This window comes from Spirosoma radiotolerans (genome assembly GCF_000974425.1).
GTDB classification, from domain to species: domain Bacteria; phylum Bacteroidota; class Bacteroidia; order Cytophagales; family Spirosomataceae; genus Spirosoma; species Spirosoma radiotolerans.
Genome location: NZ_CP010429.1, coordinates 4,170,149 through 4,186,230, shown reverse-complemented (window position 1 = coordinate 4,186,230; position 16,082 = coordinate 4,170,149). Strand labels below are relative to the sequence as shown.

Below are 16,082 nucleotides of genomic sequence, written 5' to 3'. Positions count from 1 at the left end.
CAGGCATTAGAAGAAAGCCTAGTCAATTTTGACGTGCTTCCAGTTCTCTCCCGACCGTATGCGATTGAGTTGTGTGTGCGTGATGCCAAACTGTTTGGCAATCATTTTTAGCCGGTTCTTTTCGTTCAGTAACAGCTTCTTGATAATTCGAACCTTGCTCTCCGTAAGTTTATAGTTACGGGTTTGGCGGGGCAACTGACGGTTTTTGAGACTGGGGTTGTTTCGATTGTGTTCAATCATTTCTTCCTTCGTCACCCAGCGCAGATTCTGGTGGTAGTTATTCTGCTTGTCGTGGTCGAGGTGAATAACGAACGTCTGTTCAGGCTGCTCGCGTTTACTAAAATGCTCAGCTACCAGTTTATGCACATATCGGTTGAGTGTCTTCCCGCCCGAACGGATATTTAACGACCGATACCCCTGAATGACGGAGCCTTTAATGAATTTGCTGGTGGTCTGGCTGGTATTGGTACCAGCGCGGGTGGCCGATGCCGACTGAAAACTTCGCAACCGGCCATAATTTGAGACCTCGTAATGAGGTGGGTTCTCAATCCCCTCAAACACAATGACTACCCACTTCTCATTCCAGAAACTTTGGCTCTCCTTGGCGTTCATGAACAAAGCAAATTTTACGCGTAGCTGTTGACTAACTAGTGTTAAATAGCAGCCAGAATGAATAAACTAAACTAGTTGAAAACGCAAAATGGTTGACAGGCGCTTTATTTCAACCAGACTATTCTGGCTATCCGATGTTTTTTGTCGTTTACACAAGTAGTGACTGATTCTTAACAAGAATAAAGTCAAATGGTTACCTGATTTTTAGGTTAAATCGGTGAAATAAAGATTCTGGACGCACAATCTGTATGATTATCTGGTGTGGCAGAGCATTTATATTGACTGGATTCGAAACTGCTAAAGCACTGTTTTAGTTATGAATAGATCATAGTCAAATGGGTGGCTACCCACCAAGGTCATGAATACAAACGCAAAGAAGACAATAGTTGTCGGGGCAACAGAAAAAGCGGGCCGTTATGCTAATCTAGCCGCCTATAGTTTACTCCGCCATGGCCATGACATTGAATTGATCGGTCGGCAAGAGGGAAGTATCGAAGGTCACCCGATTCATACAGATCAGCCTCACTTTGACGATATTGAAACCGTAACTATGTATGTTGGGCCGCAAAATCAGCCACCCCTGTATGAGTACATCAAAAGCCTGAAGCCCAGGCGGGTTATCTTTAATCCTGGCTCCGAAAACCCTGAGTTTGAGCGCCAGCTAAAGGCTGAAGGCATTGAGCCAATTCAAGCGTGTACACTTGTTATGCTTTCTGTGGGGACATATTGATTGGGTGTATGATATAGGATGTATGATTTATGAACTTAGTTTACAACGCATACATCCTACATCATACCTATAAATCACCACTTAATCAAAGCGGATGCCCAGGTAAAGCCACTACCGAAGGCAGCCAGACAAACCAGGTCCCCAGTCCGTATGCGCCCTTGCTCGAACGCTTCGGTTAGGGCAATGGGAATGGAGGCTGCTGTAGTGTTACCATACTTTTGAATATTGTTGAACACCTTCTCGTCAGGCAGATTCATTTGTTGTTGTACATAGCCTGAAATACGGATATTGGCCTGATGGGGTACCAATAAAGCAAGATCTTCGGGCTGATAGCCATTGGCCATTAAGCTCTCATTGATGACTTCCATGAACCGGACAACGGCGTGTTTAAATACAGCGTTTCCATTCATCGTTACGTTGTACTGGCCTTCCGCCAGTGTTGCCTCCGTAATCCACTGCCCGTCTCGACTGCTGCCAGGGTCCCGGATATACAGGTCTTCAGCATAGCGGCCGTCGGCGTGGAGATGCGTCGATAAAACCCGGTGTTCGGGATCGGTTGTGGCCTGTAGGACAGCGGCACCAGCACCATCGCCAAAAATGACCGCAACCCCGCGGCCCTCGTTGCTCTTATTCAGCAAGGATGACTGGATTTCGGAACCAACGACCAGGATTGTTGTATACATCCCCGTTTTGATGAACTGGTCGGCAATGGACAGCGCATAGACGAAGCCGGAGCACTGGTTGCGGATGTCAATGACGCCAATACCCTCCAAGCCTAACTCACGCTGCATCAGAAAGGCCGATCCTGGGAAGTAATAGTCGGGGGTAATGGTCGCGTAAACAATGAGGTCAACCGCTGACGCTTCTAGTCCGGCCCGGTCGAGCGCCATACGCGACGCGGCCGTTGCCATACTGGCGTTGGTGTCTTTTCCGTACGTAAAATAACGCCTTTGTTTGATACCCGTCCGCTCCTGAATCCAGGCATCGGAGGTATCCATGTACTGAGTTAAAGCATCGTTCGTAACAACGTTGTCAGGAACGTAGAAACCTAACCCTTTTATAGTAGAATAAACTGAATTCATTCGATGAACAACATATAGTCCGTAAAAATAGCACTTTTTGCGGTGTAGCTTGACTTTACCAAAGGTGTGCTGGTTTCAACGGAAAGAAATATCGGTTAAGCCGTATGTAGCTCGAACGAATACTCCTCCATGATGAGGTTGGCGAGGAGTTGGCGGCAGGCTGCATCAACCGTTGCCCGGGCCTCTTCTTCGGTAGCCGCATCGACATCGAGACGGATGTGCTTGCCGATACGGACGTTGTCGATCGTATCCATATGGAGGTTATGAAGGCCCAGCTTAACGGCTTTCCCCTGAGGGTCCAGAATTTCCGAGCGGGTCATGATGTTAATTTCAGCGATGTATTTCATTGTAAAGAGTGAAAGAATGAAAGAGCGAAAGAATGAATGAAAGAGTGGCTATCTGCATTAATCCACTCTTTCATTCATTCTTTCGCTCTTTCGCAAAAAGTGAAACAAGAATGTAAAGCAGAATAATTAATGGAATAGCTGCAAAGTGCAAAAATAGCAACAGCAGAGCGGAAGCGATCAAAAAACTAAATTTTATCCGGTTTTCGGCCCAGCCAAACGATTTGAACTTGAGGGCAAAAAGAGGGACTTCGGAGACGAGCATGAACGAAAAGGCAATCATCATACCCATAGCGATGTCGTTTTTCCAGATGCCGTCATACTGTGGCTGATAGCGCTCCATAAGCGGAAATGCCGCCAGCAGCATGGCATTGGCCGGAACGGGTAGCCCAATAAATGATTCGGATTGGCGCGTGTCGATGTTGAAGTTAGCCAGCCGCAACGCAGACAAAACGGCAATTAAAAAAGCTCCGTATGAGATCGCGCCTAATCCCTGAAACCAGCATAATTGAAAAACGATCGTTGCGGGTAAGGCGCCAAACGTCACCACATCGGCCAGTGAATCCAGCTCTTTGCCAAACGGTCCGGATACCTTGACCATGCGAGCAACGAACCCGTCGCCAAAATCAAGAATAGCAGCCAGGCCAATTAACCAGGAAGCTGTATCCAGATGACCCCGAAGGGCCATAACCATGCCGATACAACCACACAGCAGATTGCCGCAGGTCATGGCGTTGGGAAGGTGTTTGAGTAGTGAAGCCAAGGATAAATGGTAAATGAGAGATGTAGCCTTACAAATGATATTTAGAGTAAAGAACGACTTACAATCGATCTTTACTCATCCGTCTACGATCATTTGACATAAGGATTGGTTCGTTTTTCCACGCCAATGGTGGTTGGCTCCATATGGCCGGGGTAAACAATGTAATCGTCAGGTAGGGTAAAGAACTCTGTCCGGATGCTGTTGATGAGATCCGCATGGTTGCAATAAGGTAAATCCGTGCGGCCTACGCTTGCTTTAAATAAGACATCTCCACCAATGACATATCGTTCAGCGTGATTAACAAAAGCGACATGACCTGGTGCATGACCTGGCACGAAGACGACATCTAAAACGGTGTTACCGAACCGAAATTGGTCCCCTTCTTTCAGATACGCATCGATTGTGGACGGCTCGAAGCCCCGCAGCCCATAAAGCACACAACGAGTCGGTACATCATTGAAAATAACCATATCGAGTTCGTGCAGGTAAGCCTTCACGCCGAACTTACGCTTTACGTAAGCTACCCCAAACACATGGTCGAGGTGGGCGTGGGTCAACAGTATATATTTGACCGTGAGCTTGTTGGATTCGATAAACCGTCCTAATGCTTCTTTCTCTGCCTGTTCGTAACAGCCCGGATCGATAATAACCGCTTCGCCCGTCGCATCATCGGCAATGACGTAGGTGTTTTCGTGAAAAGGAGAAAATTCGAAGAATTGAATCATATCGTAAATCGGTCGGGCGAATGTTTCCGTATACGGCCCATTGTCACATCCTATACCTGTACACTGTTTGCAGAAATGCCTACCCGGCTACTGTATACTTACAAAAGTAGAAACACTGTTGGTTTTTTACGTAAATCCGGCACTTGTGTTTTCCATTCCCGTATGGTCATGGTGCGGATGAATGCATCAGGTGCGGTTATGTTACAGGCGACACACAGGCGTGTGTTACCCTGGCAGTTTGCCAGTGTGTCAGCAAAAAGGGCGTCGTTGCGATAGGGCGTTTCCATAAAAATCTGGGTCTGTTGCCGTTGCTGAGCTTCTTTTTCGAGGAAACGCAGCGCCCGCGCCCGATCCTGCCGTTCGATGGGGAGGTAGCCATGAAAAACAAACGACTGACCGCTCATACCCGAAGCCATCAGGGCCAGTAAAATAGACGATGGGCCAACCAGCGGTTCTACCCGCCAACCAAGTGTATGCGCCATGCTGACCACCACCGAACCGGGGTCGGCCACGCCAGGACAGCCTGCTTCTGACATCACACCAGCATTTCGTTTCCGCTCCATCAACTCCTGAATTTGTCGACGGGTATCGGCCGGGGGCGTGTCTTTGTCAAGGTCGAAAAACGTTGTTTCGTCAATAACACGGCTGGTTTTCAAGCCACTGATGAAGCGTCGGCCCGAGCGGGCATTCTCGACAAAATAGGCGTCCGTTTTTTCAATTACTTCCCGAACGTAGAGGGGCAGCACTTTATCGGCCGTGTCGTCGGCGAGGAGAGTAGGGATCAGGTATAGAGTTGGCATTTTTTGTCAGGCTGGATTGTCAGCCTGGTCACGAAGTTAGCTGTTTATAAATGTCATCAATGAGTCAACAAACTCAACCGGCTTTTCAGCCTGCACCCAGTGGCCTGCCCCCTGAATGGTTTGGACTCGGGAATTCGGGAAGAATCGCTTGATTTCCGGAAGGTCTTCGTCTGTAATGTACGGCGACTCGCTCCCGCGAATAAACAGGGTCGGCGTGGGTACAATGACAGGATTGGTTAGCTGCTCGCCAATGCCATGCAACTCCCGTTCGATAACCGGAATGTTGATCCGCCAGTCAAATACGCCCTGTTCGTTACGGTACAGGTTCTTCAGCAAAAATTGCCGTACGGCCAGTATCGGTTCGTAAGCTTGTAAAACAGCATCGGCTTCGTTTCGGCCTTTGATGCCCAGCAGGTTGATGGCTTTCAGGCCACGAATGATTTCGGCATGGTGAATTGGGTAAAATTTAGGCGCAATATCCACCACGACGAGTTTCTCGAATGTGCCCGGATAAGACATGGCGTACTGCATGACGGTTTTGCCGCCCATGGAGTGGCCAACCAGCATGGGCTTGTCGAGGCTGTGATCGGTCAGGAATTCGCGCAGGTCGGCGGCCATGCTCTGGTAATCCTGGTCATCGGCTCGTGGCGACTGACCATGGTTGCGCTGATCGAGAAGAAAAACACGGTATCCTTTGGCGGCAATAGCCTTGCTGTTGGTCAGCCAGTTATCTGATGAACCAAAAAGGCCATGCAGAATAACAATAGCTGGCCCGGTTTCGCCCGTTTGGCGGAAAAATAATTTCATGAAGTTAAAGAGTGAAAGTGCGCAAGAGTATCAGAGAGAATGAGCGCAAGAGTGGCCATCGGCGTTAGCGCTCTTTTGCTCATTCTCTCTGGAACTCCTTAGTTTACATACACAACTTTTTCCCGAGGCTCGACGAGTTCGCCGAAGGCGTGCAGATCAAACCCATTTTCGCTGGCTACCCGCTCGAATTCCGTAGTGCTGCCGGGGTCAACGGCAATGAGCAACCCACCCGATGTTTGTGGATCGGCCAGAATGTATTTCTGCGTTTCGGTTAGTTCACTGATTTTATGGCCGTAGCTGTCCCAGTTCCGGACAGTGCCGCCAGGGAAGCTTTTCTGGGCCAGATACTCTTCAATCATCGGTAGCTTTGGGACATCCTCGAAGGTTAAAACCGCGCTCAACCCCGATCCTTCGGCCATTTCGGTGAGGTGCCCCAACAGACCAAAGCCCGTTACATCAGTCAAGGATTTAACATAGGGCAACTTGCCCAAAACGGCGCCAAAGCTATTGAGTTTAGCCATTTGTGTGGGCGCAATATCGGCATGTTCCGGCTTCAGAATGCCTTTCTTCTGGGCGGTTGTCAGGATGCCGACGCCAACTGGCTTGGTCAGGTATAGTTTACAGCCTTCCGTGGCGGTATTGTTTTGCTTCAGGTGATCGATCCGGACTTTACCCGTAACGGCCAGCCCGAAAATGGGTTCGGGGGAGTCGATGCTGTGTCCACCGGCCAGTGGAATACCGGCTTCCCGGCAAATAGCCCGGGACCCTTCCAGGACTTGCGCGGCTACCTCGGGTGGCAGTTTATCCAGCGGCCAGCCTAAAATGGCGATGGCCATAATGGGTTCACCTCCCATCGCATACACATCGCTAATGGCGTTGGCCGAGGCTATCCGTCCGAAATCGAAAGCGTCGTCAACAATGGGCATAAAAAAATCGGTGGTGCTGATAATGGCATCTCCATTGCCCATGTCCATCACGGCCGCATCGTCTCGGGAATTATTTCCCACGAGCAACCGGGGGTTGATCGATGAACTTGCTAAGTCAAGCGTTGAGCCGTTGGGACCACTCGTTTGCCCGTGCAGAATTCGGTCCAGAATTTTGGGTGAAATTTTACACCCACAGCTTGCTCCGTGGCTATACTGAGTCAACTTAATGGCAGTCGTTTCGATTGGCGTCATAACGGGACAAAACTAAGATAGAAATATGGGAGTAAGGCCAATAACCAGTTTTGTAAGTACACCGTCGCTACCTGAATGGTTCTCTTGTCTGCCCAAAGCTATCTAAGTGGTTGTGTGGACTTAACAATATAATAACAATAAATTATTGAATGTATCCTGCCTTAAATAGGCTTATTCGTGGATTTTCGCTTATATAGGTTCGTATGTTGGTACTTTTTGAAGAACTGTTATCTCATAGATCAAAAAAATAAAGCATATTTGTCTTTAAATTAATAACCTATTTGAGAAGGTAACATCTCATCGCGTACTAACTAAAAAAACACTTCTATGTCTAAAAAACTACTGCAATTTCGAGTAGCATTGATGCTGATCGGCAGTATTCTCTTGGCTGTGCTCGGTGGAAGCGTAGCCAAAGCCCAGGTAACAACTGCAGCTATTGACGGTCAGGTGACCGACGATAAAGGTGGTGCTTTGCCGGGTGCAACCGTAGTCGCTATCCACCAGCCGTCGGGTAGCCGCTATGGGACAACCACAAATGCATCGGGTCGCTATACGCTGCCAGGTGTGCGGGTAGGTGGTCCGTTCATTGTAACCGCCACGTTTGTTGGTTTTAAAGACCAGGTTGTCGAAGGGGTTTTCACCAACCTAGGTACGTCTTCGGATGTAAGCTTCAAAATGACGGATAACAGCACCCAGTTGTCGGAAGTAGTCGTTTCGGGCAACCAGAACGGTATCATCAGTTCGAACCGTACGGGTGCCGCCACCTCGTATGGCCGGGCAACGATCAACACAATTCCGACGATTGGCCGTACACTGACTGATATTACCAAGTACAATGCTTATGGGAATGGTCAATCGTTTGGTGGTCAAGACCCTCGTTTCAACAACATCACCATTGATGGAGCTGTATTTAATAACGGTTTCGGTTTGGGAAGCTCCGCCATCGCTGGTGGCCGGACAGGTACAACAGCTGTTTCGTTGGATGCCTTGGATGAAATTCAGTTGAACGTAGCGCCTTATGACGTTCGTCAGACTGGTTTCTCGGGTGCAGGCATCAACGCTGTAACGCGTTCAGGAACGAACGATTTTTCAGGTTCTGTTTATTATCTCTTCCAAAATAGCAGTTTGGCCGGTAAAAAGGCTGATGGCAGAGATTTAGCACCAGTAACTATCGACAAAAAGACTTCTGGCTTCCGATTAGGTGGACCGATCATTAAGAACAAGTTGTTCTTCTTTGTTAACGTAGAGCAATTTAAAAGCAGCGTACCGGCGCTGGATTTCGTGGCCGATCGTGGCACAGGAACCGCCGGTAACGTATCGCGTGTAACAGCGGCTGATCTGGAAGATCTTAGCGCCTTCATGAAAACGAATTTCAATCGTGATCTGGGTGCTATTGACAACTTCAATAATCAGGTAAAAAGTACGAAGGGGCTGATTCGTTTAGATTATAACATCAACGACAACCATAAACTGTCGGTACGTTATTCTCACCACGACTCTAAATCAGATCAGGCGATTAGTAATAGTAGCAGTAGCAATACGGCCGGAAATGGCAACCGTACAGGCTACGCGTCTTCGGGTTATGCTGGTAACTTGGCGCTGTCTCCACAGAATACAGGCTATCAGATTGCCGATAATACCCGCTCAATAGCCGCCGAATTAAACTCTACATTTGGTGGGAAGTTTGCTAACAAACTGGTTGCTACCTACAACAAACAAATCGAAGACCGGACATATTTAACCGGTGTGTTTCCGACCATTGATATTCTGAAAGATGGAACGACGTACACCTCCATTGGTTTCGATCCGTTTACGCCAAATAACAAGCTGAATTACTCGACACTGAACGTTACTGACAACTTCAGCTATTTTGCGGGTAAGCACACGCTTACATTTGGTTTATCGTACGAGAAGTATACGTCGAATAACGTGTTCTTCCCGGCTTCAAACGGCGTGTATGTATACAACTCGATTGCTGATTTTAAAACGGCAGCTCTTGCTTCTATAAATAACCCAACAGCAACGACATCACCCGTTACGTTGAACCGCTACAACCTGCGTTACTCGCTGGTGCCAGGTGGTGCCGAGCCGTTGCAGACGTTGCACCGGACTACCTACAGTGCCTATGTGCAGGATGAATTCCAGATTAATCCGTCTTTCAAACTGACGGCTGGTGTTCGGGCTGATATTTTCGCCTACGATAACTCCACTGCCGAAGCCTTTAATAACCCAAGGGTAGCTGGACTTACTTATAAAGACGAAAATGGGGCTAATTACAAACTTAATACCGGCGCTTTCCCAAAAGCTCGTCTGCTGATTTCTCCCCGTGTTGGTTTCAACTGGGATGTGAAAGGAGATAGAATGACCCAGATTCGGGGCGGTAGCGGTCTATTCGTATCCCGTATTCCGGAAGTATTGGTGTCTAACCAGTTGGGTAATAATGGCGTAAATACGGGGGTTCTTAACTTCCAGAACACGACGGCTTATCCATTTGTAACTGATCCTAGTAAATTGCCTGCTGCCGTACAACCACCAACAAATACGAATGTTGAGAGTTTGACGGGATATGCTGTCAATGCAACCGATCCTAACTTAAAGTATCCTGTCGTCTGGAAAACCAACATCGCTATTGATCAGCGGTTACCCTGGGGCTTGGTTGGAACATTAGAGGTAATCTATAACAAGACGTTACAGGCACTGCGGTATATTGATGCTAACTTGAATGCACCTACCAGTCAGCTCACCGGCCCAGATACGCGGAGCCGCTATCCAGCGTCAGGTGTAACAGGAACGACAGCTATCAACACAGCTCGATACATCAACTACCCATATAATACAAATGCGTTTGTACTGAAAAATACAAACCAGGGTAGTTCCTATACGTTTACCGCTAAACTTGAAAAGCCTGCCAGCAATGGTTTCGGCGGTACGTTGGCCTATACGTATGGCCTGTCGAGGGATTTGATGTCGGTTGGTAGCACAGTTGTTGGTAACACACCTACCGTTGCTGGTCAGAACTACCTAACCTTGTCGTATGGCGACAATGACCTGCGTCACCGGATTATTGGTTACATTAATTACCGGATTAACTACGGCGGTAAATTTGGTGGGTCTACGACATTTACCCTTGGTGGTAGCTCTACCAGCGGGTACAAGCAATCGTACACCTATGGTAGTGATCTAAACGGCGATGGTCAGATCAATGACCTGATTTATGTGCCGAAGACAGCTTCCGAACTGACGTTCTCTGCGCTTACTGTAGGGACTGGAGCTGCAGCTGTAACTTATTCGCCGGAGCAGCAACAGGCTGCGTTCGATGCGTATATTAATGGAAACGATTATCTGAAAACCCGTCGGGGTCAGTACGCTGAACGGAATGGTGGATTTGCGCCCTGGTTAACTCGTTTTGATTTCTCGGCCATTCAGGAGTTTTATATCAAAACAGGTGCTAAAGGAACAAGACACAGCATCCAGTTCCGGGCTGACATCCTCAATGTCGGTAACCTGCTGAACAACAAATGGGGTGTAGGCTGGATTCCAACAACGGCTAACCCATTGGCTCTGGTAGGTGTAAGTGCTGCTGGTTTGCCAACGTACCGACTGGCTACGCAATCGTTGAATGGTCAAACCATCCTGCTGAAAGATTCATTTGTTAAGAGCATCACAATTGATAACGTTTGGCAGGCTCAGCTTGGCGTTCGTTATTCATTCTAATACAATTGTTTGAAAAATAAAAAATCCCCCGCACAACGACTGTGACGGGGGATTTTTTATTGAACGAAACCCCTCCTATGAAAACAACCTCTCTCTTTTTATTGGCTTTCCTGCTGGCCTATGCAGGAGTAGCGCAACCAATGAATCGGTTTCGGGATAGCCAGACGGTTGATGCGTTTTTTAAGTACAGAGCCGATCGTAAACGACCGCTCATTTTAGCGCACCGGGGTGGACCCGGATCAGCGGATACCGAAAACTCAATTACCACTTTTGATAAAACGGCAAAAGCGCTCCCGGATGTCATTATTGAAATGGACGTTCGCCTGACCCGCGACAGTAACTATGTGCTATTACACGATCCTACTCTGGATCGGGAGTCTGATGCAACAGGCTCTGTCGCTGACAAAACATTGACCGAACTAAAGGCTATTAAGCTCAAGACCCTGTCCGGCAAACTTACCGATCAGCCGATACCAACGTTTACGGACGTGCTCAAGTGGAACAGGAACCGGTATATGCTGGCTCTGGATGTAAAACCCGGTACGGATCCATTACTGGTGATGGCTGAAGTCGAAAAATATAAGGCTGTGCATTCGGTTTTTGTCATTTGCTATTCGATGGCAGAGGCTCAAAAGGTTCGGGATCGGTATCCGTCGCTTTGGCTGGCTGTTGGGGTGAATGATATGGCTGGGCTGGAACGGCTGGAAAAAAGCCCATTGGCATCGGGACGTTTAATTGCCCTGACGCCACAGAAACTTCAGCCGGTTTCTTTTTACGAAAGACTGCATAAGCTTGGCATCCTGGCATCTGTCGGTACCTATGGCACGGGCCAGCTGGATGAAAAACCACTGTCGGAAGCTACCATGGGTTACCGGGATTTAGTGAAACAGGGCGGTGATATCATCACAACGGATCGCCCGCTGGAGGTGTCCGGTTTATTCTAATCACCTGCTCAATATGCCACTCGTCCGACTACTCATATTTTGCATAAGGCTACTAATTCCAGCAACGGTACTATCGCAGCAACTGGGGGAACCGCTACCCGTCTGGCGACCTGGCCAGCTTGATATTCATCATATTAACACGGGGCAGGGCAATGCTACCCTTGTTGTATTTCCGGATGGGACCAGTTTGTTAATTGATGCGGGAGCAATCAACAAACTGGACTGGCGGACGAATAAGCCTCGGAACATTCCAGTTAAACCCAGCGCTGATCGTCAGGCCGGTGAGTGGATTGCCCGCTATGTACGTAATGCATTACGCTTTCAGGGCGAGCCCGTTATTGACTACGCGATTATCACCCACTTTCACGATGACCACATGGGGTCACCTTTGAATGTGACTAAGCAGAGCGAGGGGGGCTATGTACTGGCTGGTATTACAGAAGTTGGTGAATATATTCCGATTCGGAAGATGCTGGACCGTGGCTGGCCCAATTATGGGTATCCACGGTCATTGATGGCGGATTCGATGGTCGCTAATTATCGTCGGTTTCTGGCCTGGCAAATTCAGCACAAAGGACTGGTTGTGGAGCCATTCAAAGCCGGGAGAAATGACCAGGTTACGTTACGGAAACAGCCTGGAAAATACTCGGTCGAGGTCAGAAACGTAGCCGTCAATGGGGAAATATGGACGGGAGATAGCAACACGACACAAACACTTTTTCCCGATTTAACCACTTTAAAAGCAGCTGATTACCCGAACGAAAATATGTGCAGCATCGCACTTAAGATTCGTTACGGAGCCTTTGATTATTTTTCGGGTGGCGATATTCAGGGCGTACTTCAGTTTGGCGCGCCTGCCTGGCACGATGTAGAAACACCCCTTGCAAAAGTGGTTGGGCCAGTAGATGTTCAATCGGTCGATCATCATGGTTATGCCGATTCGCAGAACGGTTCGCTAGTGGCAAGCTTGCGTCCGCGTGTTTTTGTTATTCCGGCCTGGGCGTCTTCCCATCCCGGACGCGATGTGCTGGAACGGCTTTTTTCGGAGTCGGTATATTCAGGTCCTCGGGATGTATTTGCCACAAATCTGCTTGAAGATGCAAAAACCGCTATCGGAGATTGGTTACCGAAACTGAAAAGCCAATCGGGCCATGTGGTCATCCGGGTTGAACGGGGTGGAAAATCATACCGAGTACTGGTTTTAGAGGATTCAAATGAGTCGTATATGGTGAAGGCTGTGGAAGGTCCTTACCAGTCACACTAACATCAGGGCAAAATGGTCGTGCTGCCATTCTGTCGTTTCTGCTTTAACATATCCGTTCCGGCCTGATAGCCCTGAACGATCATTCGGCCAATGTCGTCGGAGGTAAACTTCATCAGGTTGAGGGAAAGTGGTTCGGTAGGTCGTATAATTGTCAGGTTCAGGTCCCGGCCATTGAGGTGTTCCCGATTGGCAAACCGTTCGGCCCAGGCAATGTCGTTGTTGACCAACTGATTGACGGTAATATCTTTCACCCGGTCCATCAGGTTTAACAGATTCCGGTAATTGAACTTCTCATTATAGATCTTTTTGGCATGGCAGGCTACACAGGCAACGTCAGTGGCACCATCCTCAATGGCCACCCGGAGAGGGGCCACTTCACGAAGGCCGCCATCCAGAAAAGCACGCCGATGATCGCCCCCAATTTGTACAGCAGGCATCAAAAAGGGCAATGAACTACTGGCATACACAAAGTCCAGAAAGTTAGGATCATTGGCATCGGCATAGAGCATGTCGCCCTGGATAATATCGACGGCGCCCACTTTTATTTTTACCGGGCCCGTCTTGATCGCTTCCAGATCGACGTGATTGCGAATCAAATTCTGGATAGGCGAGTTATCCAGTAAACCATCAAAACGGCTCATGATGGTGTTGTAGCCCATCCGAAAACGTGACCGAATGACGGCGACATCGGCCGGTTTGGTGATGTTGCGAATCCAGAATTCAATCAAATATTTGCCCACTTTTACCCAGTCGACCTGACCTGTTGCGGTATGCTGCCGGGCGGCTTCATTGGCGATAAACGTCGCATTGAGGCTCCCAACCGAAATGCCGTAGAGTTGATCGGGGACGAACCCGGATTCGAACAAAGCCATAACTGCTCCTACCTGAAAGGCCCCTTTTAATGATCCTCCACCTAATACCAGGGCCCGTTGCGGGACAACCGTAGGTCCTGATATGGCTGCTTCGTGGGGAAGGGGCGGTGTTGGATTGTCAATCATAGAGCGGTATAAGGGGTTATGTTCGCAACAAACATGGGCGGAAAGTTGATGCTTTTCATGTAATAAACAAAACGGGTTAAGGTATTAACAATTACCAACAGGAGATATGGTTTTCTAAACGGCTTTTTCGGCATCTGGTCTTTCCTTACTATACTTGCTGAAAAAACAGGCATCAGCGCCATTTATTCCGCTAACTGGATGTTCGTACTGCTTCGTTGATTAGTTGGTAACTATCCTGTATTGAATGCTGTTACCTGAATGCCGCTCACTCATAACTGAACTAATGCCTCTTACCGTCGCCGATATACAAGCCCCAATTGCTGCTGAAATGGAATTATTTGAGCAGAAATTTAAGGGGCAAATGAAAAGCGATGTTATGCTGCTGGACCAAATCATGAATTATATCGTGAAGCGGAAAGGCAAGCAGTTGCGTCCAATGTTTGTCTTTTTAATGGCGGGCGTTTGTGGCCCTATTTCGGAAGCTACCTATCGTGGTGCCTCATTGATTGAATTGCTGCACACAGCCACGCTTGTTCACGACGATGTGGTCGATGAATCCAATTACCGGCGCGGATTTTTTTCCATCAACGCCCTTTGGAAAAATAAAGTGGCGGTACTGGTTGGCGATTACTTGCTTTCCCGTGGCTTGTTACTTTCTGTGGATAATAACGATTTCGACTTGCTCCGGATTGTCTCAACTGCCGTCCGGGAATTGAGCGAAGGAGAATTGCTGCAGCTCTATAAAGCCCGCCGGTTAGATATCACCGAAGATATTTATTACGAGATTATCCGTCAGAAAACGGCTTCGCTTATTGCAGCCTGCTGTGCTGTCGGGGCACGTTCGGTTGGGGCCGATAAGGAACTCGTCGATCAGGCACATAATTTCGGCGAAAAAGTAGGGATTGCTTTTCAGATCAAGGACGACCTGTTCGACTATGGGACAGCCGAGGTAGGAAAGCCGCTGGGGATTGACATCAAAGAGAAGAAAATGACGCTTCCACTGATCTACGCGCTCAACAAGAGCAGTTTTCTGGAAAAGCGCCGGATCATCAACATCATCAAGAACGAAAGCGAAAAGCCCAAAAAAGTGAATGAGGTAATTGCCTTCGTCAAAAACTCAGGCGGTATCGAGTACGCCACTGAGGCTATGAACCGCTACGTTGCCGAAGCGCAGGCACTGTTGAATGCGTTTCCTGACTCGCCTTACCGGCAGTCACTGCACCAGCTCGTGCAATACACCATTGACCGAAGCAAGTAAACGAATGTTGAATATTTTTTGTAAATCATTCGTCATTCGTTATTCGTTTACTCGTTTTCTCTCCAAACAGTCGGTGAAAATCTGGGCTTTCGGTCTGCATCCACTTGTCCCAGAACGTGAAATACAGGCCGTAGTTGAATCGAAACTGCGTATGATGAAGGCTGTGGTGTGTGGCGCCAATGAGCCAGCGCCCGAGCCAATGCCGATTAAAGTCATGGGGATAAACTTCGGTGTTCAGGTGATTAATCGCGCTCGACAGGGTCATAATCATTAAAATCAGGCCTACGGCGGTAATATGCAAAGGCAATACAAACGTTAGAGCGGGAATGATGATAGCCTGCAGCGTACTCTCGATCGGGTGAAACGAAAAGGCTGTCCAGGGTGAGGTTGTAATACTGTCATGGTGGGTTTTATGAACCCAACGGTACACCCCCGGACGGTGCATCCAGCGATGAAGCCAATAATAATAGGTTTCATGGATGAACAACACGATAATGATGCTAGCCGGATACCAAAGTAAAGGATAGCTGTTGATATCCGTATAAATGGCGGTATAGCCATTCTGGTAGGCCAGAATAACGGCAACGGCAATGCCTGTAAATATTAGGGATGTAATGGCTGACCAACCAATTTCCCGCCAGTCCTGCCCAGCTTTTCTCGGACGTGTTTGTACGGCCCGGTGGGCAAACTGATCTTTCAGGGATACCTTGAATAACCACCAGAAAGCCAGCGAAAATAACACGTATCGCCCAAAAACGGCGACAAAGAAAAGTAAGGCTGTTAGCCCAAACGTAGCTGGACTATTAATGACAATCATAGAAAATGACGAAGTGATGTGCTGGTTAGTCAACCAAATCAGCACA

15 protein-coding genes are annotated in these 16,082 nt (G+C 48.3%); 5 read left to right on the top strand and 10 right to left on the bottom strand.

Annotated features, from left to right (window positions below; translation table 11 throughout):
• Nucleotides 1-18: 18 nt before the first annotated feature.
• On the bottom strand, nucleotides 19-612 hold the full coding sequence (locus SD10_RS17025) for an HNH endonuclease (RefSeq protein WP_046575336.1): 594 nt from the start codon (nucleotides 610-612) through the stop codon (nucleotides 19-21).
• Between the two features lie 358 nt (nucleotides 613-970).
• On the opposite strand from SD10_RS17025, the gene SD10_RS17020 reads away from it, so the two are divergent.
• Nucleotides 971-1,342, top strand: a complete 372-nt coding sequence (locus SD10_RS17020; RefSeq protein ID WP_046575335.1) for a CoA-binding protein — start codon at nucleotides 971-973, stop codon at nucleotides 1,340-1,342.
• Nucleotides 1,343-1,416: 74 nt separating this feature from the next.
• Here SD10_RS17020 and SD10_RS17015 read toward each other — a convergent pair whose 3' ends face one another.
• From SD10_RS17015 to selD, 7 genes are all read right to left on the bottom strand, one after another.
• Nucleotides 1,417-2,424, bottom strand: coding sequence for a 3-oxoacyl-ACP synthase III family protein (locus tag SD10_RS17015; RefSeq protein WP_046575333.1), 1,008 nt, complete (start codon nucleotides 2,422-2,424; stop codon nucleotides 1,417-1,419).
• A gap of 95 nt (nucleotides 2,425-2,519) precedes the next feature.
• Nucleotides 2,520-2,771, bottom strand: a complete 252-nt coding sequence (purS, locus tag SD10_RS17010) for a phosphoribosylformylglycinamidine synthase subunit PurS (RefSeq protein ID WP_046575332.1) — start codon at nucleotides 2,769-2,771, stop codon at nucleotides 2,520-2,522.
• A gap of 70 nt (nucleotides 2,772-2,841) precedes the next feature.
• On the bottom strand, nucleotides 2,842-3,498 hold the full coding sequence (pssA, locus tag SD10_RS17005; RefSeq protein WP_046575330.1) for a CDP-diacylglycerol--serine O-phosphatidyltransferase: 657 nt from the start codon (nucleotides 3,496-3,498) through the stop codon (nucleotides 2,842-2,844).
• 122 nt (nucleotides 3,499-3,620) lie between these two features.
• Nucleotides 3,621-4,256: an MBL fold metallo-hydrolase gene (locus tag SD10_RS17000; protein ID WP_046575326.1), complete on the bottom strand. Its 636-nt coding sequence runs from the start codon at nucleotides 4,254-4,256 to the stop codon at nucleotides 3,621-3,623.
• Between the two features lie 98 nt (nucleotides 4,257-4,354).
• Complete coding sequence (locus SD10_RS16995; RefSeq protein WP_046575325.1) at nucleotides 4,355-5,056, bottom strand: SAM-dependent methyltransferase; 702 nt, start codon at nucleotides 5,054-5,056, stop codon at nucleotides 4,355-4,357.
• 36 nt (nucleotides 5,057-5,092) lie between these two features.
• Nucleotides 5,093-5,863 (bottom strand): alpha/beta fold hydrolase, encoded by a 771-nt coding sequence (locus SD10_RS16990; protein WP_046575323.1) that lies wholly within the window; start codon nucleotides 5,861-5,863, stop codon nucleotides 5,093-5,095.
• Between the two features lie 98 nt (nucleotides 5,864-5,961).
• Nucleotides 5,962-7,041: a selenide, water dikinase SelD gene (selD, locus tag SD10_RS16985; RefSeq protein ID WP_046575321.1), complete on the bottom strand. Its 1,080-nt coding sequence runs from the start codon at nucleotides 7,039-7,041 to the stop codon at nucleotides 5,962-5,964.
• Between the two features lie 327 nt (nucleotides 7,042-7,368).
• On the opposite strand from selD, the gene SD10_RS16980 reads away from it, so the two are divergent.
• The 3 genes from SD10_RS16980 to SD10_RS16970 all read left to right on the top strand — a co-directional run bounded on the left by SD10_RS16980 (nucleotide 7,369) and on the right by SD10_RS16970 (nucleotide 12,963).
• Nucleotides 7,369-10,755 (top strand): TonB-dependent receptor, encoded by a 3,387-nt coding sequence (locus SD10_RS16980; protein ID WP_046575319.1) that lies wholly within the window; start codon nucleotides 7,369-7,371, stop codon nucleotides 10,753-10,755.
• 77 nt (nucleotides 10,756-10,832) lie between these two features.
• Nucleotides 10,833-11,699: a glycerophosphodiester phosphodiesterase family protein gene (locus tag SD10_RS16975; RefSeq protein WP_046575318.1), complete on the top strand. Its 867-nt coding sequence runs from the start codon at nucleotides 10,833-10,835 to the stop codon at nucleotides 11,697-11,699.
• A 13-nt stretch (nucleotides 11,700-11,712) separates the two neighbouring features.
• A complete protein-coding gene (locus SD10_RS16970; protein WP_046575316.1) occupies nucleotides 11,713-12,963 on the top strand; it encodes a ComEC/Rec2 family competence protein in 1,251 nt (416 codons plus the stop codon).
• A 2-nt stretch (nucleotides 12,964-12,965) separates the two neighbouring features.
• Here SD10_RS16970 and SD10_RS16965 read toward each other — a convergent pair whose 3' ends face one another.
• Nucleotides 12,966-13,961: a patatin-like phospholipase family protein gene (locus SD10_RS16965; RefSeq protein ID WP_046575315.1), complete on the bottom strand. Its 996-nt coding sequence runs from the start codon at nucleotides 13,959-13,961 to the stop codon at nucleotides 12,966-12,968.
• A gap of 283 nt (nucleotides 13,962-14,244) precedes the next feature.
• On the opposite strand from SD10_RS16965, the gene SD10_RS16955 reads away from it, so the two are divergent.
• Entirely contained in the window at nucleotides 14,245-15,219 is a 975-nt protein-coding gene (locus SD10_RS16955) for a polyprenyl synthetase family protein (protein ID WP_046575312.1), read from the top strand.
• A gap of 25 nt (nucleotides 15,220-15,244) precedes the next feature.
• On the opposite strand, the gene SD10_RS16950 is transcribed toward SD10_RS16955, so the two are convergent.
• Complete coding sequence (locus SD10_RS16950) at nucleotides 15,245-16,036, bottom strand: sterol desaturase family protein (RefSeq protein WP_046575311.1); 792 nt, start codon at nucleotides 16,034-16,036, stop codon at nucleotides 15,245-15,247.
• Nucleotides 16,037-16,082 lie beyond the last annotated feature (46 nt).

Coding starts and splice junctions, on each gene's coding strand:
- SD10_RS17025 (WP_046575336.1), bottom strand. CDS start 612: ATGAACGCCAAGGAGAGCCAAAGTTTCTGGAATGAGAAGTGGGTAGTC.
- SD10_RS17020 (WP_046575335.1), top strand. CDS start 971: ATGAATACAAACGCAAAGAAGACAATAGTTGTCGGGGCAACAGAAAAA.
- SD10_RS17015 (WP_046575333.1), bottom strand. CDS start 2,424: ATGAATTCAGTTTATTCTACTATAAAAGGGTTAGGTTTCTACGTTCCT.
- purS (WP_046575332.1), bottom strand. CDS start 2,771: ATGAAATACATCGCTGAAATTAACATCATGACCCGCTCGGAAATTCTG.
- pssA (WP_046575330.1), bottom strand. CDS start 3,498: ATGACCTGCGGCAATCTGCTGTGTGGTTGTATCGGCATGGTTATGGCC.
- SD10_RS17000 (WP_046575326.1), bottom strand. CDS start 4,256: ATGATTCAATTCTTCGAATTTTCTCCTTTTCACGAAAACACCTACGTC.
- SD10_RS16995 (WP_046575325.1), bottom strand. CDS start 5,056: ATGCCAACTCTATACCTGATCCCTACTCTCCTCGCCGACGACACGGCC.
- SD10_RS16990 (WP_046575323.1), bottom strand. CDS start 5,863: ATGAAATTATTTTTCCGCCAAACGGGCGAAACCGGGCCAGCTATTGTT.
- selD (WP_046575321.1), bottom strand. CDS start 7,041: ATGACGCCAATCGAAACGACTGCCATTAAGTTGACTCAGTATAGCCAC.
- SD10_RS16980 (WP_046575319.1), top strand. CDS start 7,369: ATGTCTAAAAAACTACTGCAATTTCGAGTAGCATTGATGCTGATCGGC.
- SD10_RS16975 (WP_046575318.1), top strand. CDS start 10,833: ATGAAAACAACCTCTCTCTTTTTATTGGCTTTCCTGCTGGCCTATGCA.
- SD10_RS16970 (WP_046575316.1), top strand. CDS start 11,713: ATGCCACTCGTCCGACTACTCATATTTTGCATAAGGCTACTAATTCCA.
- SD10_RS16965 (WP_046575315.1), bottom strand. CDS start 13,961: ATGATTGACAATCCAACACCGCCCCTTCCCCACGAAGCAGCCATATCA.
- SD10_RS16955 (WP_046575312.1), top strand. CDS start 14,245: ATGCCTCTTACCGTCGCCGATATACAAGCCCCAATTGCTGCTGAAATG.
- SD10_RS16950 (WP_046575311.1), bottom strand. CDS start 16,036: ATGATTGTCATTAATAGTCCAGCTACGTTTGGGCTAACAGCCTTACTT.